This window comes from Streptomyces sp. NPDC052682 (assembly GCF_040678435.1).
Classification (GTDB): domain Bacteria; phylum Actinomycetota; class Actinomycetes; order Streptomycetales; family Streptomycetaceae; genus Streptomyces.
The window spans coordinates 56,195-75,219 of record NZ_JBFATS010000003.1; the positions used below are offsets into that span (position 1 = coordinate 56,195).

Annotated in this window: 21 protein-coding genes and 1 pseudogene; 11 read left to right on the forward strand and 11 right to left on the reverse strand. The window is 71.7% G+C overall.

Annotation, left to right across the window (positions count from 1 at the left end; translation table 11 throughout):
* Positions 1 to 23 precede the first annotated feature (23 nt).
* Positions 24 to 794: a class I SAM-dependent methyltransferase gene (locus tag AB0K80_RS05095; RefSeq protein WP_365665955.1), complete on the reverse strand. Its 771-nt coding sequence runs from the start codon at positions 792 to 794 to the stop codon at positions 24 to 26.
* A gap of 100 nt (positions 795 to 894) precedes the next feature.
* Here AB0K80_RS05095 and AB0K80_RS05100 point away from each other — a divergent pair, with 100 nt between their 5' ends.
* Positions 895 to 1,533: a CGNR zinc finger domain-containing protein gene (locus AB0K80_RS05100; RefSeq protein WP_365665956.1), complete on the forward strand. Its 639-nt coding sequence runs from the start codon at positions 895 to 897 to the stop codon at positions 1,531 to 1,533.
* On the opposite strand, the gene sodX is transcribed toward AB0K80_RS05100, so the two are convergent.
* A complete protein-coding gene (gene sodX, locus AB0K80_RS05105) occupies positions 1,428 to 1,874 on the reverse strand; it encodes a nickel-type superoxide dismutase maturation protease (protein ID WP_365665958.1) in 447 nt (148 codons plus the stop codon). The two genes, AB0K80_RS05100 and sodX, sit on opposite strands and share 106 nt — an antisense overlap.
* A 141-nt stretch (positions 1,875 to 2,015) precedes the next feature.
* Here sodX and sodN point away from each other — a divergent pair, with 141 nt between their 5' ends.
* The 3 genes and pseudogenes from sodN (at position 2,016) to AB0K80_RS05120 (ending at position 3,864) form a co-directional block, all read left to right on the forward strand.
* A complete protein-coding gene (sodN, locus tag AB0K80_RS05110; protein ID WP_365665960.1) occupies positions 2,016 to 2,411 on the forward strand; it encodes a superoxide dismutase, Ni in 396 nt (131 codons plus the stop codon).
* A 311-nt stretch (positions 2,412 to 2,722) separates the two neighbouring features.
* Positions 2,723 to 3,115, forward strand: coding sequence for a helix-turn-helix transcriptional regulator (locus AB0K80_RS05115; RefSeq protein ID WP_365665962.1), 393 nt, complete (start codon positions 2,723 to 2,725; stop codon positions 3,113 to 3,115).
* A gap of 40 nt (positions 3,116 to 3,155) precedes the next feature.
* Positions 3,156 to 3,864: pseudogene (locus tag AB0K80_RS05120) on the forward strand (VOC family protein).
* 18 nt (positions 3,865 to 3,882) lie between these two features.
* On the opposite strand, the gene AB0K80_RS05125 reads toward AB0K80_RS05120, so the two are convergent.
* From AB0K80_RS05125 to AB0K80_RS05145, 5 genes are all read right to left on the reverse strand, one after another.
* On the reverse strand, positions 3,883 to 4,173 hold the full coding sequence (locus tag AB0K80_RS05125) for a hypothetical protein (RefSeq protein ID WP_365665963.1): 291 nt from the start codon (positions 4,171 to 4,173) through the stop codon (positions 3,883 to 3,885).
* 27 nt (positions 4,174 to 4,200) lie between these two features.
* Positions 4,201 to 4,437 (reverse strand): hypothetical protein, encoded by a 237-nt coding sequence (locus tag AB0K80_RS05130; protein WP_365665965.1) that lies wholly within the window; start codon positions 4,435 to 4,437, stop codon positions 4,201 to 4,203.
* Positions 4,438 to 4,463: 26 nt separating this feature from the next.
* On the reverse strand, positions 4,464 to 5,090 hold the full coding sequence (locus AB0K80_RS05135; protein ID WP_365665967.1) for a GNAT family N-acetyltransferase: 627 nt from the start codon (positions 5,088 to 5,090) through the stop codon (positions 4,464 to 4,466).
* Positions 5,091 to 5,856: 766 nt separating this feature from the next.
* Positions 5,857 to 7,020, reverse strand: coding sequence for a family 2 encapsulin nanocompartment cargo protein polyprenyl transferase (locus AB0K80_RS05140; RefSeq protein ID WP_365665969.1), 1,164 nt, complete (start codon positions 7,018 to 7,020; stop codon positions 5,857 to 5,859).
* A gap of 99 nt (positions 7,021 to 7,119) precedes the next feature.
* Positions 7,120 to 8,526, reverse strand: coding sequence for a family 2B encapsulin nanocompartment shell protein (locus AB0K80_RS05145; protein WP_365665971.1), 1,407 nt, complete (start codon positions 8,524 to 8,526; stop codon positions 7,120 to 7,122).
* Positions 8,527 to 8,829: 303 nt separating this feature from the next.
* Between AB0K80_RS05145 and AB0K80_RS05150 the strand changes: the two genes are divergently transcribed.
* Positions 8,830 to 9,420, forward strand: a complete 591-nt coding sequence (locus tag AB0K80_RS05150) for an N-acetylmuramoyl-L-alanine amidase (protein WP_365665973.1) — start codon at positions 8,830 to 8,832, stop codon at positions 9,418 to 9,420.
* A gap of 22 nt (positions 9,421 to 9,442) precedes the next feature.
* Positions 9,443 to 10,339 (forward strand): pyridoxal-phosphate dependent enzyme, encoded by an 897-nt coding sequence (locus tag AB0K80_RS05155; protein ID WP_365665975.1) that lies wholly within the window; start codon positions 9,443 to 9,445, stop codon positions 10,337 to 10,339.
* Here the strand turns inward: AB0K80_RS05155 and AB0K80_RS05160 are convergent, their stop codons facing one another.
* The gene (locus tag AB0K80_RS05160; RefSeq protein ID WP_365665977.1) at positions 10,340 to 11,938 is read right to left on the reverse strand and encodes a Na+/H+ antiporter; all 1,599 of its coding nucleotides are present in this window, start codon (positions 11,936 to 11,938) and stop codon (positions 10,340 to 10,342) included.
* Between the two features lie 60 nt (positions 11,939 to 11,998).
* Between AB0K80_RS05160 and AB0K80_RS05165 the strand changes: the two genes are divergently transcribed.
* The 3 genes from AB0K80_RS05165 (at position 11,999) to AB0K80_RS05175 (ending at position 14,101) form a co-directional block, all read left to right on the forward strand.
* A complete protein-coding gene (locus tag AB0K80_RS05165; protein WP_365665979.1) occupies positions 11,999 to 12,259 on the forward strand; it encodes a UBP-type zinc finger domain-containing protein in 261 nt (86 codons plus the stop codon).
* Between the two features lie 256 nt (positions 12,260 to 12,515).
* Positions 12,516 to 12,929: an anti-sigma regulatory factor gene (locus tag AB0K80_RS05170; RefSeq protein ID WP_166002247.1), complete on the forward strand. Its 414-nt coding sequence runs from the start codon at positions 12,516 to 12,518 to the stop codon at positions 12,927 to 12,929.
* A gap of 17 nt (positions 12,930 to 12,946) precedes the next feature.
* A complete protein-coding gene (locus tag AB0K80_RS05175; RefSeq protein ID WP_365665981.1) occupies positions 12,947 to 14,101 on the forward strand; it encodes an RNA polymerase sigma factor SigF in 1,155 nt (384 codons plus the stop codon).
* Positions 14,102 to 14,140: 39 nt separating this feature from the next.
* On the opposite strand, the gene AB0K80_RS05180 is transcribed toward AB0K80_RS05175, so the two are convergent.
* On the reverse strand, positions 14,141 to 14,581 hold the full coding sequence (locus AB0K80_RS05180; protein WP_365665983.1) for a hypothetical protein: 441 nt from the start codon (positions 14,579 to 14,581) through the stop codon (positions 14,141 to 14,143).
* Positions 14,582 to 14,697: 116 nt separating this feature from the next.
* Here AB0K80_RS05180 and AB0K80_RS05185 point away from each other — a divergent pair, with 116 nt between their 5' ends.
* Together AB0K80_RS05185 and AB0K80_RS05190 are read left to right on the forward strand one after the other, a co-directional pair.
* The gene (locus AB0K80_RS05185) at positions 14,698 to 15,666 is read left to right on the forward strand and encodes a diacylglycerol kinase family protein (protein WP_365665985.1); all 969 of its coding nucleotides are present in this window, start codon (positions 14,698 to 14,700) and stop codon (positions 15,664 to 15,666) included.
* A 322-nt stretch (positions 15,667 to 15,988) separates the two neighbouring features.
* Positions 15,989 to 16,246, forward strand: coding sequence for a WhiB family transcriptional regulator (locus AB0K80_RS05190; RefSeq protein ID WP_003992873.1), 258 nt, complete (start codon positions 15,989 to 15,991; stop codon positions 16,244 to 16,246).
* Positions 16,247 to 16,447: 201 nt separating this feature from the next.
* Here AB0K80_RS05190 and AB0K80_RS05195 read toward each other — a convergent pair whose 3' ends face one another.
* Both AB0K80_RS05195 and AB0K80_RS05200 read right to left on the reverse strand, forming a co-directional pair.
* Complete coding sequence (locus tag AB0K80_RS05195) at positions 16,448 to 17,914, reverse strand: PAS domain-containing sensor histidine kinase (RefSeq protein WP_365666588.1); 1,467 nt, start codon at positions 17,912 to 17,914, stop codon at positions 16,448 to 16,450.
* Between the two features lie 449 nt (positions 17,915 to 18,363).
* On the reverse strand, positions 18,364 to 19,017 hold the full coding sequence (locus AB0K80_RS05200) for a TetR/AcrR family transcriptional regulator (RefSeq protein ID WP_365665987.1): 654 nt from the start codon (positions 19,015 to 19,017) through the stop codon (positions 18,364 to 18,366).
* Positions 19,018 to 19,025 lie beyond the last annotated feature (8 nt).

Sequence of the window (19,025 nt, forward strand, 5' to 3'; positions counted from 1 at the left end):
TCCGTGCCGCCCCTTCGCGCGTGCTACTTCAGGGCCAGGAGCAGGGTGTCCGACGGCGAGCACCACACCGGGCGGACCTCGCCGAACCCCTTCTCGCGCAGCACCCGGGTGTGCCACGCCACCGACGGGGTGTCGCCCTCGGCGTGTTCGCCGTAGATCGCGAAACGGCGCGCGGTGGGCTCGGCGAGCACCGGGTCCTGTGCGGCGAGCTGCCACCACTCGGTCCAGTCGAGGGCGCCGTCGCGCTTGGCCTGTTCCATGCGGGCGTGCCGCTGGGCCCGTTCGGCCGCGTTGATCCGGGGCGTCGTCTCGTCGATCATGTGGTCCGCGTTCAGGAAGACACCGCCGTCGCGGAGCAGCTCCGCGAGCCGGCCGTAGAGAGCCGCGAGGGGTTCCCGGTGCAGCCAGTGCAGGGCGGTGGCGGTGAGCACGGCGTCGTAGGAGTCGTACGGGAGCTTCGCCGGCCAGTGCGGGTCCGTCAGGTCGGCGGTGACGAGGGTGACCCGGTCGTCGGCCGCGAAGGTGCCCTCGGCGATGGCCAGCAGCGCGGGGTCCAGGTCGACCCCGGTACTGGTGGCGTCGGGGAACCGCCGGAGCAGCCGGGCGGTGATGCTGCCGGTGCCGCACGCCAGGTCGAGCACGCGCGGGGCGGTGCCCACCAGGGCCTCCACCATGTCGAGCGTGATCCGGAACCGTTCCTCCCGGTCCGGCAGATACCACTCCTGCTGCCGGTCCCAGCTCTCCTGCCAGGCGTGCCAGTCGGCGGTGGCCGTGGTGGTGTCCGCGTCCGTCATCGAGCCCCTCCCTCGCGTCCGTACCGTAATACCCTGGAAGCGCAGTCAGCTGTTACCTGACCGTACGCACGACCATAAGGCCCCTTCGTAAGGACTACAAGTGGAACTGGCCTATTACTCGGACTATGCCGTGCGCCTCGTCAACACCGAGGAACCGGCCCGGGGCAAGGACTCCCTGACCTCCATCGAGGCGGTCCGCGACCTCTTCGGGGGCAACCAGTCGGCGGCCCGCCGGGCCACCGAGGCCGATGTGACGCGGTTCCGCTCGGTCCGGGCCCGGCTGCGCGCGGTCTTCGAGGCGGCGGACAGCGGCGACGAGACCCTCGCCGTGGACCTGCTCAACTCGCTCCTGCTCGAGTTCCCGGTGAGCCCGCAGATCTCCGGCCACGACTTCCGCGACGACGACGGCCGCCCGCTGTGGCACATGCACCTGGCGGACCACCCCTCGAACGCGACGGCGGGCTACGCGGCGATCGCCGCGATGGGGCTGGCCTTCCATCTCACCGAGTACGGCGTGGACCGCCTGGGCCTGTGCGAGGCGGCCCCGTGCCGCAACGCCTACCTCGACACCTCCACCAACCGCTCCCGGCGCTACTGCTCGGACCGCTGCGCGACCCGCGCCAACGTGGCCGCCTACCGGGCCCGCAAGCGCCTGGAGGCGGCCCGCCCCAGCCGGTCCGAGAAGACGGGCCGGGCCGCCGAAAGCGCCCAGCCCAGCAGCGCCAGCGGCGAGCGCTGATCCGGCTTGCGCGGCCGGTAGCGGAAGCGGACCCTGCCCAGCACCAGGTCGTCGGGGACGACCCCGTAGTCGGTGCTGTCGCCGCCGGCGTAGGAGTTGTCGCCGAGCACCCACCAGCCGCCCTCGCGCCGCTCGGCGGCCCGCTTGACGACGAGCAGGTCCTGCTGGAAGGGGTGGCGCAGGACGATCACGTCCCCGGGCCTGATCCGGGCCCCGTAGTGCACCAGGAGCAGGTCCCCGTGGTACAGCGTGGGCACCATGGAGGGTCCGGTCACCTCGGCCACCCCGAAGGGCGCCGCGGCCCCGCCCCGCTCCGGCTCCTGCGACAGCTCCGGCCTCACCCGGCACCTCCCGGTCGTTCCTCCACCAGTCTCAGTCTCACCCCGGACTTTTGTCCTAAGCCCATGGGGGCACTCGCCAAAACCGGTCGCCCACGGAGTAATGTCCCCCCTGAGAAGACGATCACGAGGAAGGATTGCTTCATGCTTTCCCGCCTGTTTGCCCCCAAGGTCACGGTCAGCGCGCACTGCGACCTGCCCTGCGGTGTCTACGACCCGGCCCAGGCCCGCATCGAGGCGGAGTCGGTGAAGGCCATCCAGGAGAAGATGGCCGGCAACGACGACCCGCACTTCCAGACCCGTGCCGCGGCCATCAAGGAGCAGCGCGCGGAGCTCGCGAAGCACCACGTCTCCGTGCTGTGGAGCGACTACTTCAAGGCCCCGCACTTCGAGAAGTACCCGGAGCTGCACCAGCTGGTCAACGACACCCTGAAGGCCCTGTCGGCCGCCAAGGGCTCGACCGACCCGGCCACCGGCCAGAAGGCGCTGGACTACATCGCCCAGATCGACAAGATCTTCTGGGAGACCAAGAAGGCCTGACGGCCGACCCGTGCGCGGCGACCGGCGATCGGTGCACCATCGCGAGGTCGGTGGGCATGGCGAGGGGCCCGGCCGGACACCCGGTCGGGCCCTTCGGCGTTCCCGGGGCCGCCCGGCGGAAGCACAGCGCCGCCTGCCGAACCCCGTGACGCAGGACGACGACCACGGCGACGGCGACGTCCAGCTCACCGCGGTGATGATGTGGTCCATTGCTGCATGCAGACAGCCGGGGGCCGCTGCGCGGGGAACCCCCGGCGAAGCCCGTTCGTGGTTCACGCAGGCGACTGGTGAGAACATGCGATCCTGCTGTGATGAGCCTGGAGGACCTGGTCCGGCTGCGGCAGGCCCGCGACCGGATCGACCGCGAGTACGCCGAGCCCCTCGACATCCCCGCGCTCGCGCGCACGGCCCTGATGTCGCCGGGGCACTTCCAGCGCAGCTTCCGCGCCGCGTTCGGGGAGACTCCGTACGGCTACCTCATGACCCGCCGTATCGAACGGGCCAAGGCCCTGCTGCGCCAGGGTGACATGACGGTGACCGAGGTGTGCCACGCGGTGGGGTGTACCTCCCTCGGTTCGTTCAGCGCGCGCTTCACGGAGCTGGTCGGCGAGACCCCGAGCGCGTACCGGGCCCGCGAGCACCAGGACGGCGCGGGCGTCCCCGCGTGTGTGGCGCGGGCGCACACCCGCCCCAGGCGCGGATGATCCGCCCGGGCTCCCCCGCCCGCGGCCTACGATCATGTCCATGAGCATCCGCTGGACGTACGCCTTCGTCGACCGGCCCCGGGAGCGCTTCGCCGCCGCCTGCGACTTCTGGACCGCCGTCACCGGCACCCGGCCCTCCGAACGGCGCGGCGGGCACGACGAGTTCGTCACCCTGGTACCGGAGGGCACCGACGCGTGCGTCAAGCTCGCACCTGGACTTCTGCGTGGACGACGTACCGGCGTTCGCCGCGACGGCGCTGCGGCTCGGTGCGGACATGGTCGCCGACCTCGGAACGCTGGCCGTCCTGCGCTCCCCCGCCGGGCAGCAGTTCTGCGCGGTGCCCTGGCAGGGCGAGTCGGTGCGGCCGCCCGTCGTACGGGGCACCCGGCTGGACCAGGTGTGCCTCGACATCCCGCCCTCCGCCTACGAACGGGACGTCGCCTTCTGGACCGCCCTGCTGGACGGCTGGGAGTCGCTGCCCGGTGCGCTCCCGGGGTTCCACGTGGTCAAGCCGCCGCCGGGGCTGCCCGTCCGGGTGCTGCTGCAACGCCTTCAGCAGGAACGGCCCGTCTCCGCGCACCTCGACCTCGCCTGCTGGGACATCGGGGCGGCGCGGGACCGGCACGAGCGGCTGGGCGCGGTGTTCGTGGGCGGCTTCGCCTCCTGGGTGGTGCTGCGGGACCCGGCGGGCGGCACGTACTGCCTGACCGGTCGGGACCCGCAGACGGGCGTGCTGCCGCGGGGATGAGGGCCCCCGGAACCCTGGTCAGCGGGCCGTCACATACGCGCACGCCACGACGACGCCGCGGTCGCCGGGGGTGCCGTCGCCCGGGCACAGGGTGGCGTAGTCGCCGTACCTCATGGGCTCCGGCAGCCCGTCCTCCGGCCCGGGCCGGGCGTCCGGCTCAACGAGCTCCCACCGGAGCCGCTGCGGCTCTGCCTCGTCCTGCAGCCACAGGGTGAGCCCGCCGGCGACGACCACCAGGGCCGCCCACACGCCCACGGCCCACCGCCACACCCGGCGCCGCCGGTCCCCCACCATCTCCCTGCCCCCCACGTCCACCCTCGACCGCGCCGCCTCACCTCAGGAGGGGTTCGCGGCGGCCGCTCCCGGCTTCTGTTCCCGTTCCGTCCCGGGCGCCGTCCCGGCCGGGGCGGGCTCGGCGCCTTCGGCGTCCTGCTCGGCGTACGCCTTGCACTCGGGGTTGCGGCACGGGCCGGACACCCACACCGGGACCCACGCGCCCAGCGTCTTGTGGCGCCGGACCACCGTCTCCACCGGCTGTCCGCAGACGGGACAGACGTGTTCCTCGCTGCCCATGCCCCCAGCGTAGGCCGGGAGGGGGCTCAGCGCTGCCCGCCGGACGGCCGGGGCTCGCGCCACATGGGCCACATCCGCGGGCCGTCCGGCAGGTCGAGGGGCTCGCCGACGAGTTCGTATCCGAGGCGTTCGTACAGCTTGCGGCTGCGGGCGTTGCTCGCCTCCAGGTAGGCGGGCAGCCCCTCGCGGTCGCAGCGGTCCAGGACGTGCTGGATGAGGGCGGTGCCGAGGCCCTCGCCCTGCCGCCCGGGGGCCACACCGATCATCCACAGGTACGCGTGGGCGCGCCCCGCGGGGTGGACGCCGGCGGTCAGCCGGGCGATCAGCTCGACCCGCTCGTTGTCCGGGTCCACCTCGGCGCGCAGCCGGGCGGGCCCTTCGTCGTCGTCGGCGTGCTCGGCGCCGGGCCCGTGCTCGGCCGCCGGTACGGACATCCACAGGGCACAGGCCGAGCCGTCCTCGGTCACGTCGACGCGCCCGTCGTCGAGCACGATGTCGGTGAAGGCCGCCATGAGCTTGGGATGGGCCGTACGGCGGTGCTCCGTGCCGGGGAACACCCAGCGGCTGACCGGATCCTCGTGGAAGGCCTCGTCCAGCAGCCGGACGACCAGGTCCCGGTCGTCCTCGCCCGCCGTCCGGATCGCCACACCCATGTCCCGCCCCTTCGTCCGTCTCAATTGGCCTTGATCGTAAGGCCGTTGCAGCCTAGCCGGGATCGCGGACGCCCGGCGCGGCCCTATCCGGCCGAGCCGGGCGGACGGAGAGGGACCCAGGTGAGGCGGCGGACAGCAAACGGGCGGGTCCCGCACCTCGTGGGGTAGTGCGGGACCCGCCGGGCCGGAGCGCCAGGGCCGTACGGGGTCAGGGGCCGCACGGCCCCGGCACTCCGGGGTCTTTCGAACCGGCCGGTTCCCGAGGCATTCCTGAACCGGGCCGATCTGGGGGCCCTGCCGGGCCCTGCTGCTACCAGGACCTTCAGGTCCTGGCCGACCTGTGGGGCCCGCCCCGCAAGGCCCTTCGGGCCCTCGGCCGGTCTGGTCCTGTGCGACCTGTGCCGACCTGCCTGGCCTTACGGCCCCGCCACCCTGCGGGCCTTTCCGTCCCCGGCCGATCTGCCCGGGCCCTTCCGGACCCTGGCCGACCGGCCGAGCCTTCCCAGGCCCTGGTCGGCCGGCCGAGCCTTCCGACCTGGCCGACCCCCCGGCCCTCTCAGGCCTTCCAGACCCCACCGACCAGCCGAGCCGTGCCACTCCGTCGGCCTGCAGGGCCTTTCGGGCCTCCGCCGACCTGCGGCCCCCGCAGGGTCCCGCGCCCCCTCCGCAGCCGATCAGAGACCTCCCTGGCCTCCCCCGGCCTGAGCCGTCTCTCGGCCCGACCGGCTGCGGAGGGGCCCGGCCTTCGCCGGGCGGACGCGGTCGGTCAGCTGCTGCGGCGGGTCACGTACTCGGCGAGGGCCAGCAGGCCCCCGGCCGCCTCCGGGTCGGGCACCGCGCGGGCCAGCTGCCGCATGGCCCGGGCCATCCGGTCGGCGGCCTGGTTCTGTGCCCAGTCCCGGCCGCCCGCCCGCTCGACGGTCAGGGCGAGGTACTCCAGGTCCTCCGCGTCGTCCTCCTTGTCACTGGGCGCTTCGTACAGCGCGGCGAGTTCTGCTGCGGCCGGGGTCCCCGAGGCGAGGGCGGCGACGACCGGCAGGGACTTCTTGCGGGCGGCCAGGTCCGCGCCGGCCGGCTTGCCGGTGCGGTCCGGGTCGCCCCATATGCCGATGACGTCGTCGATGAGCTGGAAGGCGAGCCCGGCCTCCCGGCCGAACGCGTCCAGCGCCGTCACGTCCGCCTCCCCCGTGCCCGCGTACAGGGCACCGATCGCGCAGGCGGTCCCCAGCAGCGCGCCCGTCTTGGCCTCGGCCATGGCGAGCACCTGGTCGAGGGTGACCTCGTCCGGGCGGCACCGCTCCAGGGCGGTGTCCGCGTGCTGCCCCGCGCACAGTTCGACGACACAGCCGGCAAGCCGGGCGGCGGCGGCCGGGGCCGCCGGGTGCGGATCCTCGGCGAGGAGGCGCAGGGCCAGTGCCTGGAGGGCGTCCCCGGCGAGGATCGCGTCCGTGTCACCGAACACGGTCCAGGCGGTGGGCCGGTGCCGCCGGGTGGCGTCCCGGTCCATCACGTCGTCGTGCAGCAACGTGAAGTTGTGCACCAGTTCCACCGCCGCGGCCGCCCGCACCGACGCCTCCCGGGCCTCCGGTCCGCCCAGCGCGGCGGCCGAGGCCAGGACGAGCGCGGGGCGGATCGCCTTGCCCGAGCCCCCCGCCGCCGGGGTGCCGTCCGCGTGCTGCCAGCCGAAGTGGTAGAGCGCGATCCGGCGCATCGAGGAGGGCAGCGTCCCGAGCGCCTCCCGCAGCACCGGGTCGACCGCCGCCCGGGCCCGCGCCAGAAGCAGCTCCGCCTCGTGCCCGTCGGCCGGCCCCGGGCGGCCGTCCTGCTGTCTGGCCACGCCCTGCCGCCCGGCCCGCGCCCCGACCGGCCGCAGCAGCGCGGCGCCGGGCGGCGTGGAGTCCGTCAGGGACTCCGTCAGGGACTCACCCATGGGACCACCTCGAAGGAGCGACGGAGGGTGGCGCTGGACGCGTACCCCCAGGGCTTACCCGCCTGGCCGGGCGGGGATGCGGCCGGCCTGCCAGGAAGGTCACCGCCAGCGGCCGATCTCGACGTTCTCCAGGACGCCCAGCGCGTCCGGCACCAGCACCGCGGCCGAGTAGTACGTCGTGACCAGGTACTTGATGATGGCCTGTTCGTTGATGCCCATGAACCGCACCGACAGGCTCGGCTCGATCTCGTCGGGGATGCCCGCGGCCCGCAGCCCGATCACGCCCTGGTCCTCCTCGCCGGTACGCATGGCGATGATGGAGGTCGTACGGGCGTCGCTGACCGGGATCTTGTTGCACGGGAAGATCGGCACGCCACGCCAGGTGGGGATGCGGTTGCCGCCGATGTCGATGGTCTCGGGCACCAGCCCGCGCTTGTTCAGCTCGCGGCCGAACGCGGCGATCGCGCGTGGGTGGGCGAGGAGCAGCTTGGTGCCGCGGCGCCTGCTGAGCAGTTCGTCCATGTCGTCGGGGCTCGGCACCCCGTCGTGCGGCTGGATCCGCTGGTCGTACTCGCAGTTGTGCAGCAGACCGAAGTCGCGGTTGTTGATGAGCTCGTGTTCCTGACGCTCCTTCAGCGCCTCGACCGTCAGCCGCAGCTGCTGCTCGGTCTGGTTCATGGGCTGGTTGTAGAGGTCGGCCACACGCGTGTGGATGCGCAGCACGGTCTGGGCGACGCTCAGTTCGTACTCGCGGGGCCTGGCCTCGTAGTCGACGAAGGTGTGCGGGATGTCCGGTTCGCCGGAGTGGCCGGCCGCGAGGTCGATCTCCTTCTCGCCGTACTTGTTGGTGGCCTGCTCGGGGGCCGAGCGGCGCTGTTCGAGCTGCTGGCGCAGGGAGTCGGAGCGCTCGGCGATCTGCTCGACGTGCTCGCGGGACAGCACGAGCACCGTGCAGGCGGTGAGCGCCCGGGCCGTGTACTCCCAGATGGCGTCCTCGTCGAGCAGCGCCCGGTCGCCGAAGTAGGCACCGTCGGCGAGGACTCCGAGGGACTCGTCGTCCCCGTAGGGGCCGGTGCCGATCTTCTCGACCCTGCCGTGCGCCAGCAGGTACACCTCGTCGTTCTGGCTGCCGAACGAGGCGATCAGCTCGCCCGGCGCGAACCAGCGCTGCTCACAGCGCTGCGCGAGTTCGGAGAGCACCTCCTGGTCCTCGTACGACCGCAGCGCCGGCAGTTCTCCCAGCTCGGCGGGGATGATCTCGACGCGGTCGCCGGTCTTCACGAAGGTCAGCCGGCCGTCGCCCACCGCGTAGGTCAGCCGTCGGTTCACCCGGTACGTGCCGCCCTGGATGTCCACCCAGGGGAGCATGCGCAGCAGCCAGCGAGAACTGATCTCCTGCATCTGCGGCACGGACTTGGTCGTGGTGGCCAGGTTCCGCGCGGCCGCGGTGCCGAGGCTCTGCTGCGGCCTGGTCTCCTCCGTGCGGACCTCTTCGCCTACCGACATAGAGAATTGCCCTCCCGTTGATGCCCGAAGCCCATGTGCCTGGGCATTCGATGTGCACGGCCCAGCCTTCCTCACGGAGCGTGGCGGTGCTATTACCCGAAAGAGCGGGAATGGATCTTCGAGTGGCTGGGCACACATGGGGACCCCGCCGACCGCCCTCGCGCACGCGGAGGTGTCCGGATCGGCTCGCACGCGGCTCGCGCACGGTCCGAACGGCTGGTTCTGAACGGCTCGTTCCGGTACAAGCCTCGTTACGAGGCGGCCGCGCCAGGCGGCTGTCGGGCACGCGTGAAGGAGGCGGCCATGGCCTTACCCATGTCCGCGAACGGTTTCCTGAAGGCGCTCAGAGCGGAGGGGCTGACCGTCGTCGAGGTCGGCGACTGGCGCGAGCACAACCGCAACCACAAGGGCCCGTGGGGCCCGGTCCACGGCGTGATGATCCACCACACCGTGACCCGGGGCAGCGCCCGCACCGTCGAGATCTGCCGCGACGGCTACGCCGACCTGCCCGGGCCGCTGTGCCACGGCGTCATCACCAAGGACGGCCGGGTGCACCTCGTCGGCTACGGCCGCGCCAACCACGCCGGGCTCGGCGACGACGACGTGCTGCGTGCGGTGATCGCCGAGAAGGCGCTGCCGCCCGACAACGAGACGAACACCGACGGCAACCGGCACTTCTACGGCTTCGAGTGCGAGAACCTGGGCGACGGTGAGGATCCCTGGCCCGAGGTCCAGCTGGAGGCGATCGAGAGAGCGGCCGCCGCGGTGTGCCGCCACCACGGCTGGACGGAACGGTCGGTGATCGGCCACCTGGAGTGGCAGCCGGGGAAGGTGGACCCGCGCGGTTTCACGATGACGGAGATGCGCGCGCGGATCCGCGACCGGCTCCAGTGACCGGTTGTCCGACAATGGGGGCGTGACCAGCCTGGACTTCCTCGGCCCCCGCCTGCCCTCCCCGCTCCAGGAGGTGCGGGACGAGCGCTTCGAGCGGCACGGAGTCCGGTTGCTGCTGAAGCGGGACGACCTGATCCACCCGGAGCTGATCGGCAACAAGTGGCGCAAGCTGGCGCCCAACCTCACCGCGGCGGCCGGACGCCCGATCGTCACGTTCGGCGGCGCGTACTCCAACCACCTGCGGGCCACCGCCGCAGCGGGCCGCCTCCTGGGGCTGTCCACGATCGGGGTGGTCCGCGGCCAGGAGCTGGCCGACCGCCCGCTCAACCCCTCCCTCGCCCGCTGCGTCGCCGACGGGATGCGGCTGCACTTCGCCGACCGGGCGGCCTACCGCGCGAAGGCGGAGCCCGCGACGCGGGCGGCGCTGCTGCGCGCGGCGGGCGCCACGCACGCGTACGTGGTGCCCGAGGGCGGCAGCAACGCGCCGGCCGTACGGGGCTGCCGTGCACTCGGTGCGGAACTGCGGGACGCGGCCGACGTCGTCGCCGTCGCCTGCGGCACCGGGGGCACCCTGGCCGGGCTGGCGGCGGGGCTCGGGCCGGTACAGCGGGCGCTGGGCGTGCCGGTGCTCAAAGGGGGCTTCCTGGCAGCCGACGTACGGCGCCTGCAGGAGAGGGCCTTCGGCGGGCCACGCGGTACGTGGGCCCTGGAGGAGCGCTTCCACTGCGGCGGGTACGGCCGTACGACACCGGAGCTGCACGCCTTCGCCGACGACTTCGAGGAGCGGCACGGGCTGGGGGTGGAGCGGCTCTATGTGGCCAAGATGCTGTACGCGCTCACCGCGCTGGTGGAGGAAGGGGCGTTCGCGAGGGGCACGGCCGTGGCCGCCGTGATCACCGGCGCGCCCTTCGCGGGCTGATCAGCCGGCCTCCCGGTACGCCGCCGCCTCCTCCAGGTCCAGCCTGCGCAGCAGGGTGCGCAGCATCTCGTCGTCGATGTAGCGGGCGTCCCGGAGCTTGACGAAGACCTCGCGTTCCGCGCTGATCACCTTCCTCGACAGGCGGCGGTAGGTGTCGTCGACGGTCTCCCCGGTGACCGGGTTGACCTGGCCGAGCCGCTCCCAGACGGCGTTGCGGCGGCGTTCCACGACACTGCGCAGACGGTCGGCGAGGGGGGCGGGAAGGGCGTTGCGCTCGTCGGACAGCAGTTCCTCCAGTCGCTGCTCGGCGGCCCGGGAAGCCTGCGCCTGGGCGTTGGCCTCGGCCAGCGTGGCGGCCTGCGCGTCGGGGACGGGGAACCTCAGCAGGCGGATCAGCGGGGGCAGGGTCAGGCCCTGCACGACCAGCGTGCCGATGACCGTGGTGAACGTCAGGAAGAGGATCAGGTTGCGCTGCGGGAACGGTACGTCGCCGTCGTGCAGGGTGAGGGGGATCGAGAAGGCGATGGCCAGGGACACCACGCCCCGCATGCCGGCCCAGGCGACGACGAAGGGGCCACGCCAGGTCAGGTCGCCCTCGCGTGCCCTGATCCGGGTGGAGGCGATCCGCGGCAGGAACGTCGCCGGGTACACCCATACGAACCGGGCGGCGACCACCACCAGGAACACGGCGAGCGCGTACCAGGCGGCGTCGACTCCCTCGTACTCGCCGAGCCCCCGCAGGACGACCGGCAGCTGGAGTCCGATCAGCGCGAACACCGCCGACTCGAGGACGAAGGCGACCATCTTCCACACCGCTCCCTCCTGCAGACGCGTGGCGAAGTCGACCTCCCACGCGCGGTGTCCCAGATGGAGCGCGACGACCACGACCGCGAGGACGCCGGAGGCGTGCACCTGCTCGGCCACCGCGTAGGCGACGAAGGGGATGAGCAGGGAGAGGGTGTTCTGGAGCAGCGCCTCCTTCAGGTGGGTGCGCAGCCAGTGGATCGGCACCATGAGCAGCAGCCCGACCCCGACCCCGCCGATCGCCGCGATCAGGAACTCGACGACTCCTCCGGCCCAGGTGGCGCCCTCCCCGACCGCGGCCGCCAGGGCCACCTTGAACGCGGTGATGGCGGTGGCGTCGTTGAACAGCGACTCGCCCTGCAGGATCGTGGTGATCCTCGACGGCAGCCCGACCCGGCGGGCCACCGCCGTCGCCGCGACCGCGTCCGGCGGCGCCACGACCGCGCCGAAGACCAGGGCCGCGGTCAGCGGCAGGTCCGGCACGATCACATACAGGGCCCAGCCGACGACGAAGGTCGCGAAGAGCACGTACCCGACCGACAGCAGCGTCACGGCCCGCAGCTGCGCCCGAAGGTCGAGGTAGGAACTGTCGGTGGCCGCCGTGTACAGCAGTGGGGGCAGCAGGAGCGGCAGCACGATGTGCGGGTCGAGGGTGTAGTCGGGCACCCCGGGGACGTACGAGACCAGCAGACCCACCGCGACCAGCAGCAGTGGCGCCGGCACCGGAGTGCGCCGGGCCGCCGCCGCGATGCCGGCACTGCCCGCCACCAGCAACAGCAGTGGCATCACATCCATCGTTCCCGCCCGCCCTCTTTTTTCCGCGGGCGTCCGTACGCCCGTCGTAATCTGGCAATCATGAAACAGTGCACGCACGCCGACGCGCTGCCGAGCCCCGAGCCCGAGCCGCTGAGCCCGGGCTGTCCGGAGTGTCTGCGGGACGGCACGGACCCCGTACAGCTTCGGCTGTGCCTGAGCTGCGGTCACGTCGGCTGCTGCGACTCCTCCCCGGGACGGCACGCCACCGAGCACCACAAGGAGTCGGGGCACCCGGTGATGCGGAGCTTCGAACCCGGAGAGGCCTGGCGCTGGTGCTTCGTCGACCACGTACTGGTGTGACCGTGCGACCCTGGATCGGGACGGTTCGACGGCCTGACGTCTGGGTACGTCAATCCGGCACCCCCTCATCCCATTTGGGTCCGCCCACCCTCTAGACACGGAGCGTGTCCGCAGCTTTACTGTGAGTGACGGCAGGGGTTGGGGTCCCGGGGACAGGAACGCCGACAGCGCGATAGCGTCACCGCTGAACCACCAATCGCGTTACCCGGGGGGCGACCCTCGGCCCTGAAACGCTTGTACCACCATGGAGGTGAGGGTGTCCCACATCGCAGGCGAGCCCGCGACCCAGGACTTCGTGGAAGTCCGGCTGCCGGCTGCGGGTGCCTACCTGTCGGTGCTGCGTACGGCCACGGCCGGTCTCGCGGCCCGTTTGGACTTCACCCTCGACGAGATCGAGGACCTGCGCATCGCGGTGGACGAGGCATGCGCGATCCTGCTCCAGCAGGCCGTGCCCGGCTCGGTGCTCAGCTGTGTCTTCCGGCTCGTCGACGACTCGCTCGAGGTCACGGTCTCGGCGCCGACCACGGATGGCCACGCCCCCTCGCGGGACACCTTCGCCTGGACCGTCCTGTCCGCCCTGGCGGGCAAGGTCTCCTCCGCCGTGGACGAGGACAAAACCGTTTCGATCAGCCTCTACAAACAGCGCGGCGCGGGACCCGGGCCGGCGTGAGGAACGGGGACGGGCCGGTGCGGGACGAAGAGCGCGGCACACGGGAGCTGCCGGCAGAGGGCACAGGCACGGGCGCGTGCACAGGCATGAGCAGGGGCGGTCCGGACGGATCCCGGCGCATGGCGGACGCCGTCGACGGAATCCCCGAGCAGGCCGCCCGGCCGCATCCGGAGGACGACTCCATCGAGGCCGTCCCGGGCGTCGGGCGACGGGATCGCAAGGGTGCCGTACGGAGCGCGCCTCCGGGAGGTCGTACCGGACTTCCCCAGGGAGTTCCCCCCACTCGCGCACAGTCGGGGGTGGCCAAGGAGGCGAGGGCTCGGGGAAGGGCGACGGGCGGGACGATGAGCGAGCACGAGCGAGATTCCGAGGACCAGGCAGTGCGGGTGCCCAGTGTGCCGAGCACCGCGCACGGCCCTCAGGACCGCAGCGAGGCGCGGGCCATGTTCCTCAAACTGCGCGAGCTGGAGAAGGACAGCCCCGCGTACGGGGAACTGCGCAACCAGCTGGTCCGCATGCATCTGCCGCTCGTCGAGCACCTCGCGCGCCGCTTCCGCAACCGCGGTGAGCCGCTGGACGACCTGACGCAGGTCGCCACCATCGGGCTGATCAAGTCCGTCGACCGCTTCGACCCGGACCGCGGCGTGGAGTTCTCCACGTACGCCACCCCGACGGTGGTCGGCGAGATCAAGCGGCACTTCCGCGACAAGGGCTGGGCGGTGCGGGTGCCACGCCGCCTCCAGGAACTGCGGCTGTCCCTCACGACGGCCACGGCGGAGCTGTCCCAGCTGCACGGCCGTTCCCCCACGGTCCACGAGCTCGCCGAGAAACTCCAGATCTCGGAGGAGGAGGTCCTGGAGGGCCTGGAGTCCGCCAACGCGTACTCCACGCTGTCCCTGGACGTCCCCGACACCGACGACGAGTCCCCGGCGGTCGCGGACACCCTCGGCGCCGAGGACGAGGCGCTGGAGGGTGTCGAGTACCGCGAGTCCCTCAAGCCGCTGCTGGAGGACCTGCCGCCGCGCGAGAAGCGGATCCTGCTGCTGCGGTTCTTCGGCAACATGACCCAGTCGCAGATCGCGCAGGAGGTCGGCATCTCCCAGATGCACGTCTCCCGGCTGCTGGCGCGCACCCTGGCGCAGCTGCGGGAGAAGCTCCTCGTGGAGGAGTGAGGGTGGTCAACGGGCCTTGCCGCTGTGCGTTGCCGGTCCTCACTTCTGTGCGTTGCCGGGTCCTCGGATCCCGAGGGCCCGGGTCGTCTCCGGGTTGACCAGCAGCACCAGCGAGGTGACGGCCACGGCGGCGAGCGCGATCCCCGCGGGGATCGAGACGCTGTCGGCCCGCAGCAGGTTGTAGGCCACCGGCAGCGCCAGGATCTGCGTGATCACCGCCGGGCCGCGGCTCCAGCTGCGGCGGGTCAGCAGCCCGCGTGCGGCCAGCAGCGGCAGCAGCGCGAGCACGAGTACCGTCACACCGCCCGTCACGGCCTGCTGCCGGTCGTCCGGGTGCCCGGCCAGACCCATGACCAGCAGCCAGATCCCGCCGACCACCAGCGCCAGCCCCTCCAGGGCGGCCAGCGCCGCGGCGTACGTCAGGCGGCGCGGACGGGGGCCGGTGGTGTCCGGGGTGGTGGGGGTCTGCTCGCTGCTCACTCCTGAAGAGTAGCCCTCCTGACGCACGCCCCCGTGGCGAGGTTCACCCCGGTCTCTCTTACCGGATCCCTACCTCGCGCTGTGCCCGGTACCGCCCAGTAGGTACTCTGCAATCCATGCGTGCACTTCTCGTGGTCAATCCGGCGGCAACCACCACAAGTGCGCGTATGCGCGATGTCCTGATCCACGCGCTGGCGAGCGAGATGAAGCTCGAGGCGGTCACCACCGAGTACCGCGGCCACGCCCGGGACCTCGGCCGGCAGGCGGCGGAGAGCGACGACATCGACCTGGTGGTGGCCCTCGGCGGCGACGGCACGGTCAACGAGGTGGTCAACGGCCTGCTGCACGCCGGCCCCGCCCCGGAGCACCTCCCCGGTCTCGCCGTGGTCCCCGGCGGCTCCACCAACGTCTTCGCCCGCGCTCTGGGCCTGCCCAACGACGCCGTGGAGGCCACCGGCGCCCTCCTCGACGCCCTGCGGGACGGCAGCGAGCGCACCGTCGGCCTGGGCCTGGCATCCGGCACTCCGGGCACCGAGGACGAAGCCGTGCCCGCCCGCTGGTTCACCTTCAACGCGGGCCTCGGCTTCGACGCCGGCGTGGTCGGCCGGGTCGAGCAGCATCGCGAGCGCGGCAAGAAATCCACACACGCTCTTTACGTGCGCCAGGTGGTGCGCCAGCTCTTCGGCGAGCCGAACCGCCGGCACGGCACGATCACCCTTGAGCGTGCGGGCGAGGACCCCGTCACCGATCTGGTCCTGTCCATAGTGTCGAACACCTCGCCGTGGACGTTTCTGGGTAATCGCCCGATCTACGCGTCACCTAAGGCCTCGTTCGATACCGGTCTGGATCTCTTCGGCCTCAGCCGGCTGTCCACAGCCGCGGTTGCCCGGTATGGCACCCAGTTGCTCACTTCGTCCCCGGAGCGCGGCCCCCGAGGTCGGCACGCGGTCACCCTGCACGACATGGACCAGTTCACCTTGCATTCGAAGGCGCCGCTCCCCCTCCAGATGGACGGTGACCACCTCGGGCTGCGCACCAGCGTGACGTTCACAGGCGTACGCCGTGCACTGCGTGTGATTGTGTGAGCAGAAGGGGCTAAAGTCCTTTCACTCGAACGTTTAGGCCAGGATCCACCCCATGGAAGTACGGCTGTGACCTAGTCGACACCGAAGAATCAAAAAAAACTTTCCGGAAGGGGTTGTATCCGCCGCTGAGGTTTGCGAGTCTCTACGTGGCGATCGGGACGGCCCGCAACACCGGCCTCCACAGATCACCGGAACCCCTCTTCAAACCACAGGACCTACGCCGGGTTACCCGGTGATCGGCCCTTCACTTGTTGAGGGATTCGTGAAAGCGTTCACATTCACAAGCAAGCCCTGCACGTAATACCAAGGAGAGGTAGCAGCCATGGACTGGCGTCACAACGCCGTTTGCCGCGAGGAAGACCCCGAGCTCTTCTTCCCCATCGGCAACACCGGTCCTGCGCTGCTGCAGATCGAGGAAGCCAAGGCCGTCTGCCGTCGCTGCCCGGTGATCGAGCAGTGTCTGCAGTGGGCGCTCGAGTCCGGCCAGGACTCCGGCGTCTGGGGTGGTCTCAGCGAGGACGAGCGCCGCGCCATGAAGCGTCGCGCCGCCCGCAACCGGGCCCGTCAGGCCTCCGCCTGACACCCCACCCCTGCTGACAGCCTGAGCTTGGCGGCGCGTACAGCGCGTACGCATCTCCCGCCCCCGAGCCGCAGCGCGCAGTTCCCCCGATGCGCTTGACAGCAGCAACGAGCATGAGCCTCGGACCGTGTGGTCCGGGGCTTTTTGCTGTGTGCGAAGACCCCGCCAGACCCTGCCAGGGTGGCCGGCCGTGGGCTGGGGCTACTTCTGTGACCGGACCGGGATGTCGAGGATCACCCGGGTTCCGCGCTCCGGCGCCGGCACCATGTCGAAGGTGCCGCCCAACTCGCCCTCCACCAGGGTCCGCACGATCTGCAGACCGAGGTTGCCCGCGGTCTTGGGGTCGAAGCCCTCGGGCAGGCCGACGCCGTCGTCCTGGACGGTGACCAGCAGGCGGGCCTCCTTGGTGGTGCCGCCGCGCACCGCCGACACCTCGACCGTGCCGGTGTCACCCTCGCGGAAGCCGTGCTCCAGGGCGTTCTGGAGGATCTCGGTGAGCACCATCGACAGCGGGGTGGCGACCTCGGCGTCGAGAATGCCGAAGCGGCCGGTGCGGCGGCCGGTGACCTTGCCCGGGGAGATCTCGGCGACCATGGCGAGCACCCGGTCGGCGATCTCGTCGAACTCCACGCGCTCGTCGAGGTTCTGGGAGAGCGTCTCGTGCACGATCGCAATCGACCCGACCCGGCGCACCGCCTCCTCCAGGGCCTCGCGGCCGCGGTCGGACTCGATACGGCGGGCCTGGAGGCGCAGCAGGGCCGCGACCGTCTGGAGGTTGTTCTTCACCCGGTGGTGGATCTCCCGGATGGTGGCGTCCTTGGTGATCAACTCACGTTCGCGGCGGCGCAGTTCGGTGACGTCCCGGAGCAGGACGAGGGAGCCGATACGGGTGCCCTTGGGCTTGAGCGGGATCGCGCGGAACTGGATGACCCCGTCGTTGGCCTCGATCTCGAACTCGCGCGGGGCCCAGCCGCTGGCGACCTTGGCGAGCGCCTCGTCCACCGGGCCTCGGGTGGGGGCGAGCTCGGCGGTGGTCTTGCCGAGGTGCTGTCCGACAAGGTCGGAGGCGAGGCCGAGACGGTGGTAGGCGGACAGGGCGTTCGGGGAGGCGTACTGGACGATGCCGTCCGCGTCGAGCCGGACCAGGCCGTCGCCGACCCGGGGCGATGCCTCCATGTCCTTCTGCTGGTTCGCGAACGGGAAGGCTCCGGCCGCGATCATCTGCGCCAGGTCGGAGGCGCTCTGCAGGTAGGTGAGCTCCAGCCGGCTCGGAGTGCGCACGGTCAGCAGGTTGGTGTTGCGTGCGATGACGCCGAGGACGCGCCCCTCCCGCCGTACGGGGATGGACTCGACCCGGACGGGGACCTCCTCGCGCCACTCCGGGTCGCCCTCGCGCACGATGCGCCCCTCGTCGAGGGCGGCGTCCAGCAGGGGGCGCCGGCCGCGCGGGACGAGGTGGCCGACCATGTCGTCCTGGTACGAGGTCGGGCCGGTGTTGGGGCGCATCTGGGCGACCGAGACGTACCGCGTGCCGTCGCGGGTGGGAACCCACAGGACCAGGTCGGCGAAGGACAGGTCGGAGAGCAGCTGCCACTCCGAGACCAGCAGGTGGAGCCACTCGAGGTCGGTGTCGTCGAGTGCGGTGTGCTGGCGTACGAGTTCGTTCATGGAGGGCACGTCAGCGAGCGTACCCGGGGGTTTGTACAGCCCTGAAATACGCGGATCGCCATGAGGCCCGTGAAACACCCGCGGGCCGCGGCGCCTGGGAGGGACCCTCAACCCTCCCGGCACCGCAGCCCGGAGCTATTTCGGCCGGGGGGTGTGCGGTCCCGTCGGCCGAAGGACGAGGAGCCGGGGCAGTCAGGGCAGAGAGCTCCGGTTCCTCGATCCGCCCTCCTGTGCGGGGAAGGCGGAGGCTTGCGTGTGTTTCGTTGGAGCGTGCGCGTGTATCGCTGTACTGCTCAGCGTCATTCCGTCGCATTCTGGACTGGACCACTGCGGGGTGTCCATGCGTGGGACGCTGTGCGTCGGTGTTGTTTCTCCGACCGTCCGGAGACGGCTCGGAGACAGTCGGAGACAGTCGAAGACGCCCGGATGCCGAGTGTCCACCAAGCAGCCTAACGCGTGTGCGTTCGTGTGCGGGGCCAGACGGCCATGGCAATGTCCGCGAGCGCTTGCAGTTCCTCCCGGCTCGCCCCGTCTCGCGCCTGTTGTGACATGCCCTGGATCATCGCGCCGGCGTGCCGGGCGAGTGCGGTGGGGTCGGTGCCGGCGGGCAGGGCGCCGGAGGCGACATCGTCCCGTATCCGGCTCTCGATGGCGGCGATGTTGGCGTTGCGCCGCTCCCGCAGCGACTGCTCGACCTCGGGGGTGGAGCAGTTGGCTGCGGCGTGGATGACCAGACAGCCGTGCGGATGGCCGGGCTCGGTGTAGACGGTGGCGGCTTCGCGCAGCATCCGCTCGACGGCCGCCCGGGCGGTGGGCTCCTCGGCCAGGGCGCGGTCGGTGAAGGCCCCGTACCGGGTGCCGTACTCGCGTACGACCTCCTCGAAGAGGGACCGCTTGTCGCCGAACGCCGCGTACAGGCTGGGCGCCCCGATGTCCATCACCCGTGTCAGGTCGGAGACCGAGGTGGCCTCGTAGCCGTGCTCCCAGAAGGCCATCAGGGCCTTCTCCAGCGCGGTCGCCCGGTCGAAGGAGCGGGGGCGGCCCCGCGGCCTGCCCTTCGCCCTGCTCACCCCGGTCGTCCGCGTGTCGTCGCCGCTCACCATGGAGTGCA

What these genes read in the sequence shown, in the direction of transcription:
- AB0K80_RS05140 (WP_365665969.1), bottom strand. Translation starts at nt 7,020, where the DNA reads ATGGGTGAGTCCCTGACGGAGTCCCTGACGGACTCCACGCCGCCCGGC.
- AB0K80_RS05145 (WP_365665971.1), bottom strand. Translation starts at nt 8,526, where the DNA reads ATGTCGGTAGGCGAAGAGGTCCGCACGGAGGAGACCAGGCCGCAGCAG.
- AB0K80_RS05190 (WP_003992873.1), top strand. Translation starts at nt 15,989, where the DNA reads ATGGACTGGCGTCACAACGCCGTTTGCCGCGAGGAAGACCCCGAGCTC.
- AB0K80_RS05135 (WP_365665967.1), bottom strand. Translation starts at nt 5,090, where the DNA reads ATGGGTGTGGCGATCCGGACGGCGGGCGAGGACGACCGGGACCTGGTC.
- sodN (WP_365665960.1), top strand. Translation starts at nt 2,016, where the DNA reads ATGCTTTCCCGCCTGTTTGCCCCCAAGGTCACGGTCAGCGCGCACTGC.
- AB0K80_RS05185 (WP_365665985.1), top strand. Translation starts at nt 14,698, where the DNA reads ATGCGTGCACTTCTCGTGGTCAATCCGGCGGCAACCACCACAAGTGCG.
- AB0K80_RS05195 (WP_365666588.1), bottom strand. Translation starts at nt 17,914, where the DNA reads ATGAACGAACTCGTACGCCAGCACACCGCACTCGACGACACCGACCTC.
- AB0K80_RS05165 (WP_365665979.1), top strand. Translation starts at nt 11,999, where the DNA reads ATGAAACAGTGCACGCACGCCGACGCGCTGCCGAGCCCCGAGCCCGAG.
- AB0K80_RS05130 (WP_365665965.1), bottom strand. Translation starts at nt 4,437, where the DNA reads ATGGGCAGCGAGGAACACGTCTGTCCCGTCTGCGGACAGCCGGTGGAG.
- AB0K80_RS05160 (WP_365665977.1), bottom strand. Translation starts at nt 11,938, where the DNA reads ATGGATGTGATGCCACTGCTGTTGCTGGTGGCGGGCAGTGCCGGCATC.
- AB0K80_RS05200 (WP_365665987.1), bottom strand. Translation starts at nt 19,017, where the DNA reads ATGGTGAGCGGCGACGACACGCGGACGACCGGGGTGAGCAGGGCGAAG.
- AB0K80_RS05150 (WP_365665973.1), top strand. Translation starts at nt 8,830, where the DNA reads ATGGCCTTACCCATGTCCGCGAACGGTTTCCTGAAGGCGCTCAGAGCG.
- AB0K80_RS05115 (WP_365665962.1), top strand. Translation starts at nt 2,723, where the DNA reads ATGAGCCTGGAGGACCTGGTCCGGCTGCGGCAGGCCCGCGACCGGATC.
- AB0K80_RS05095 (WP_365665955.1), bottom strand. Translation starts at nt 794, where the DNA reads ATGACGGACGCGGACACCACCACGGCCACCGCCGACTGGCACGCCTGG.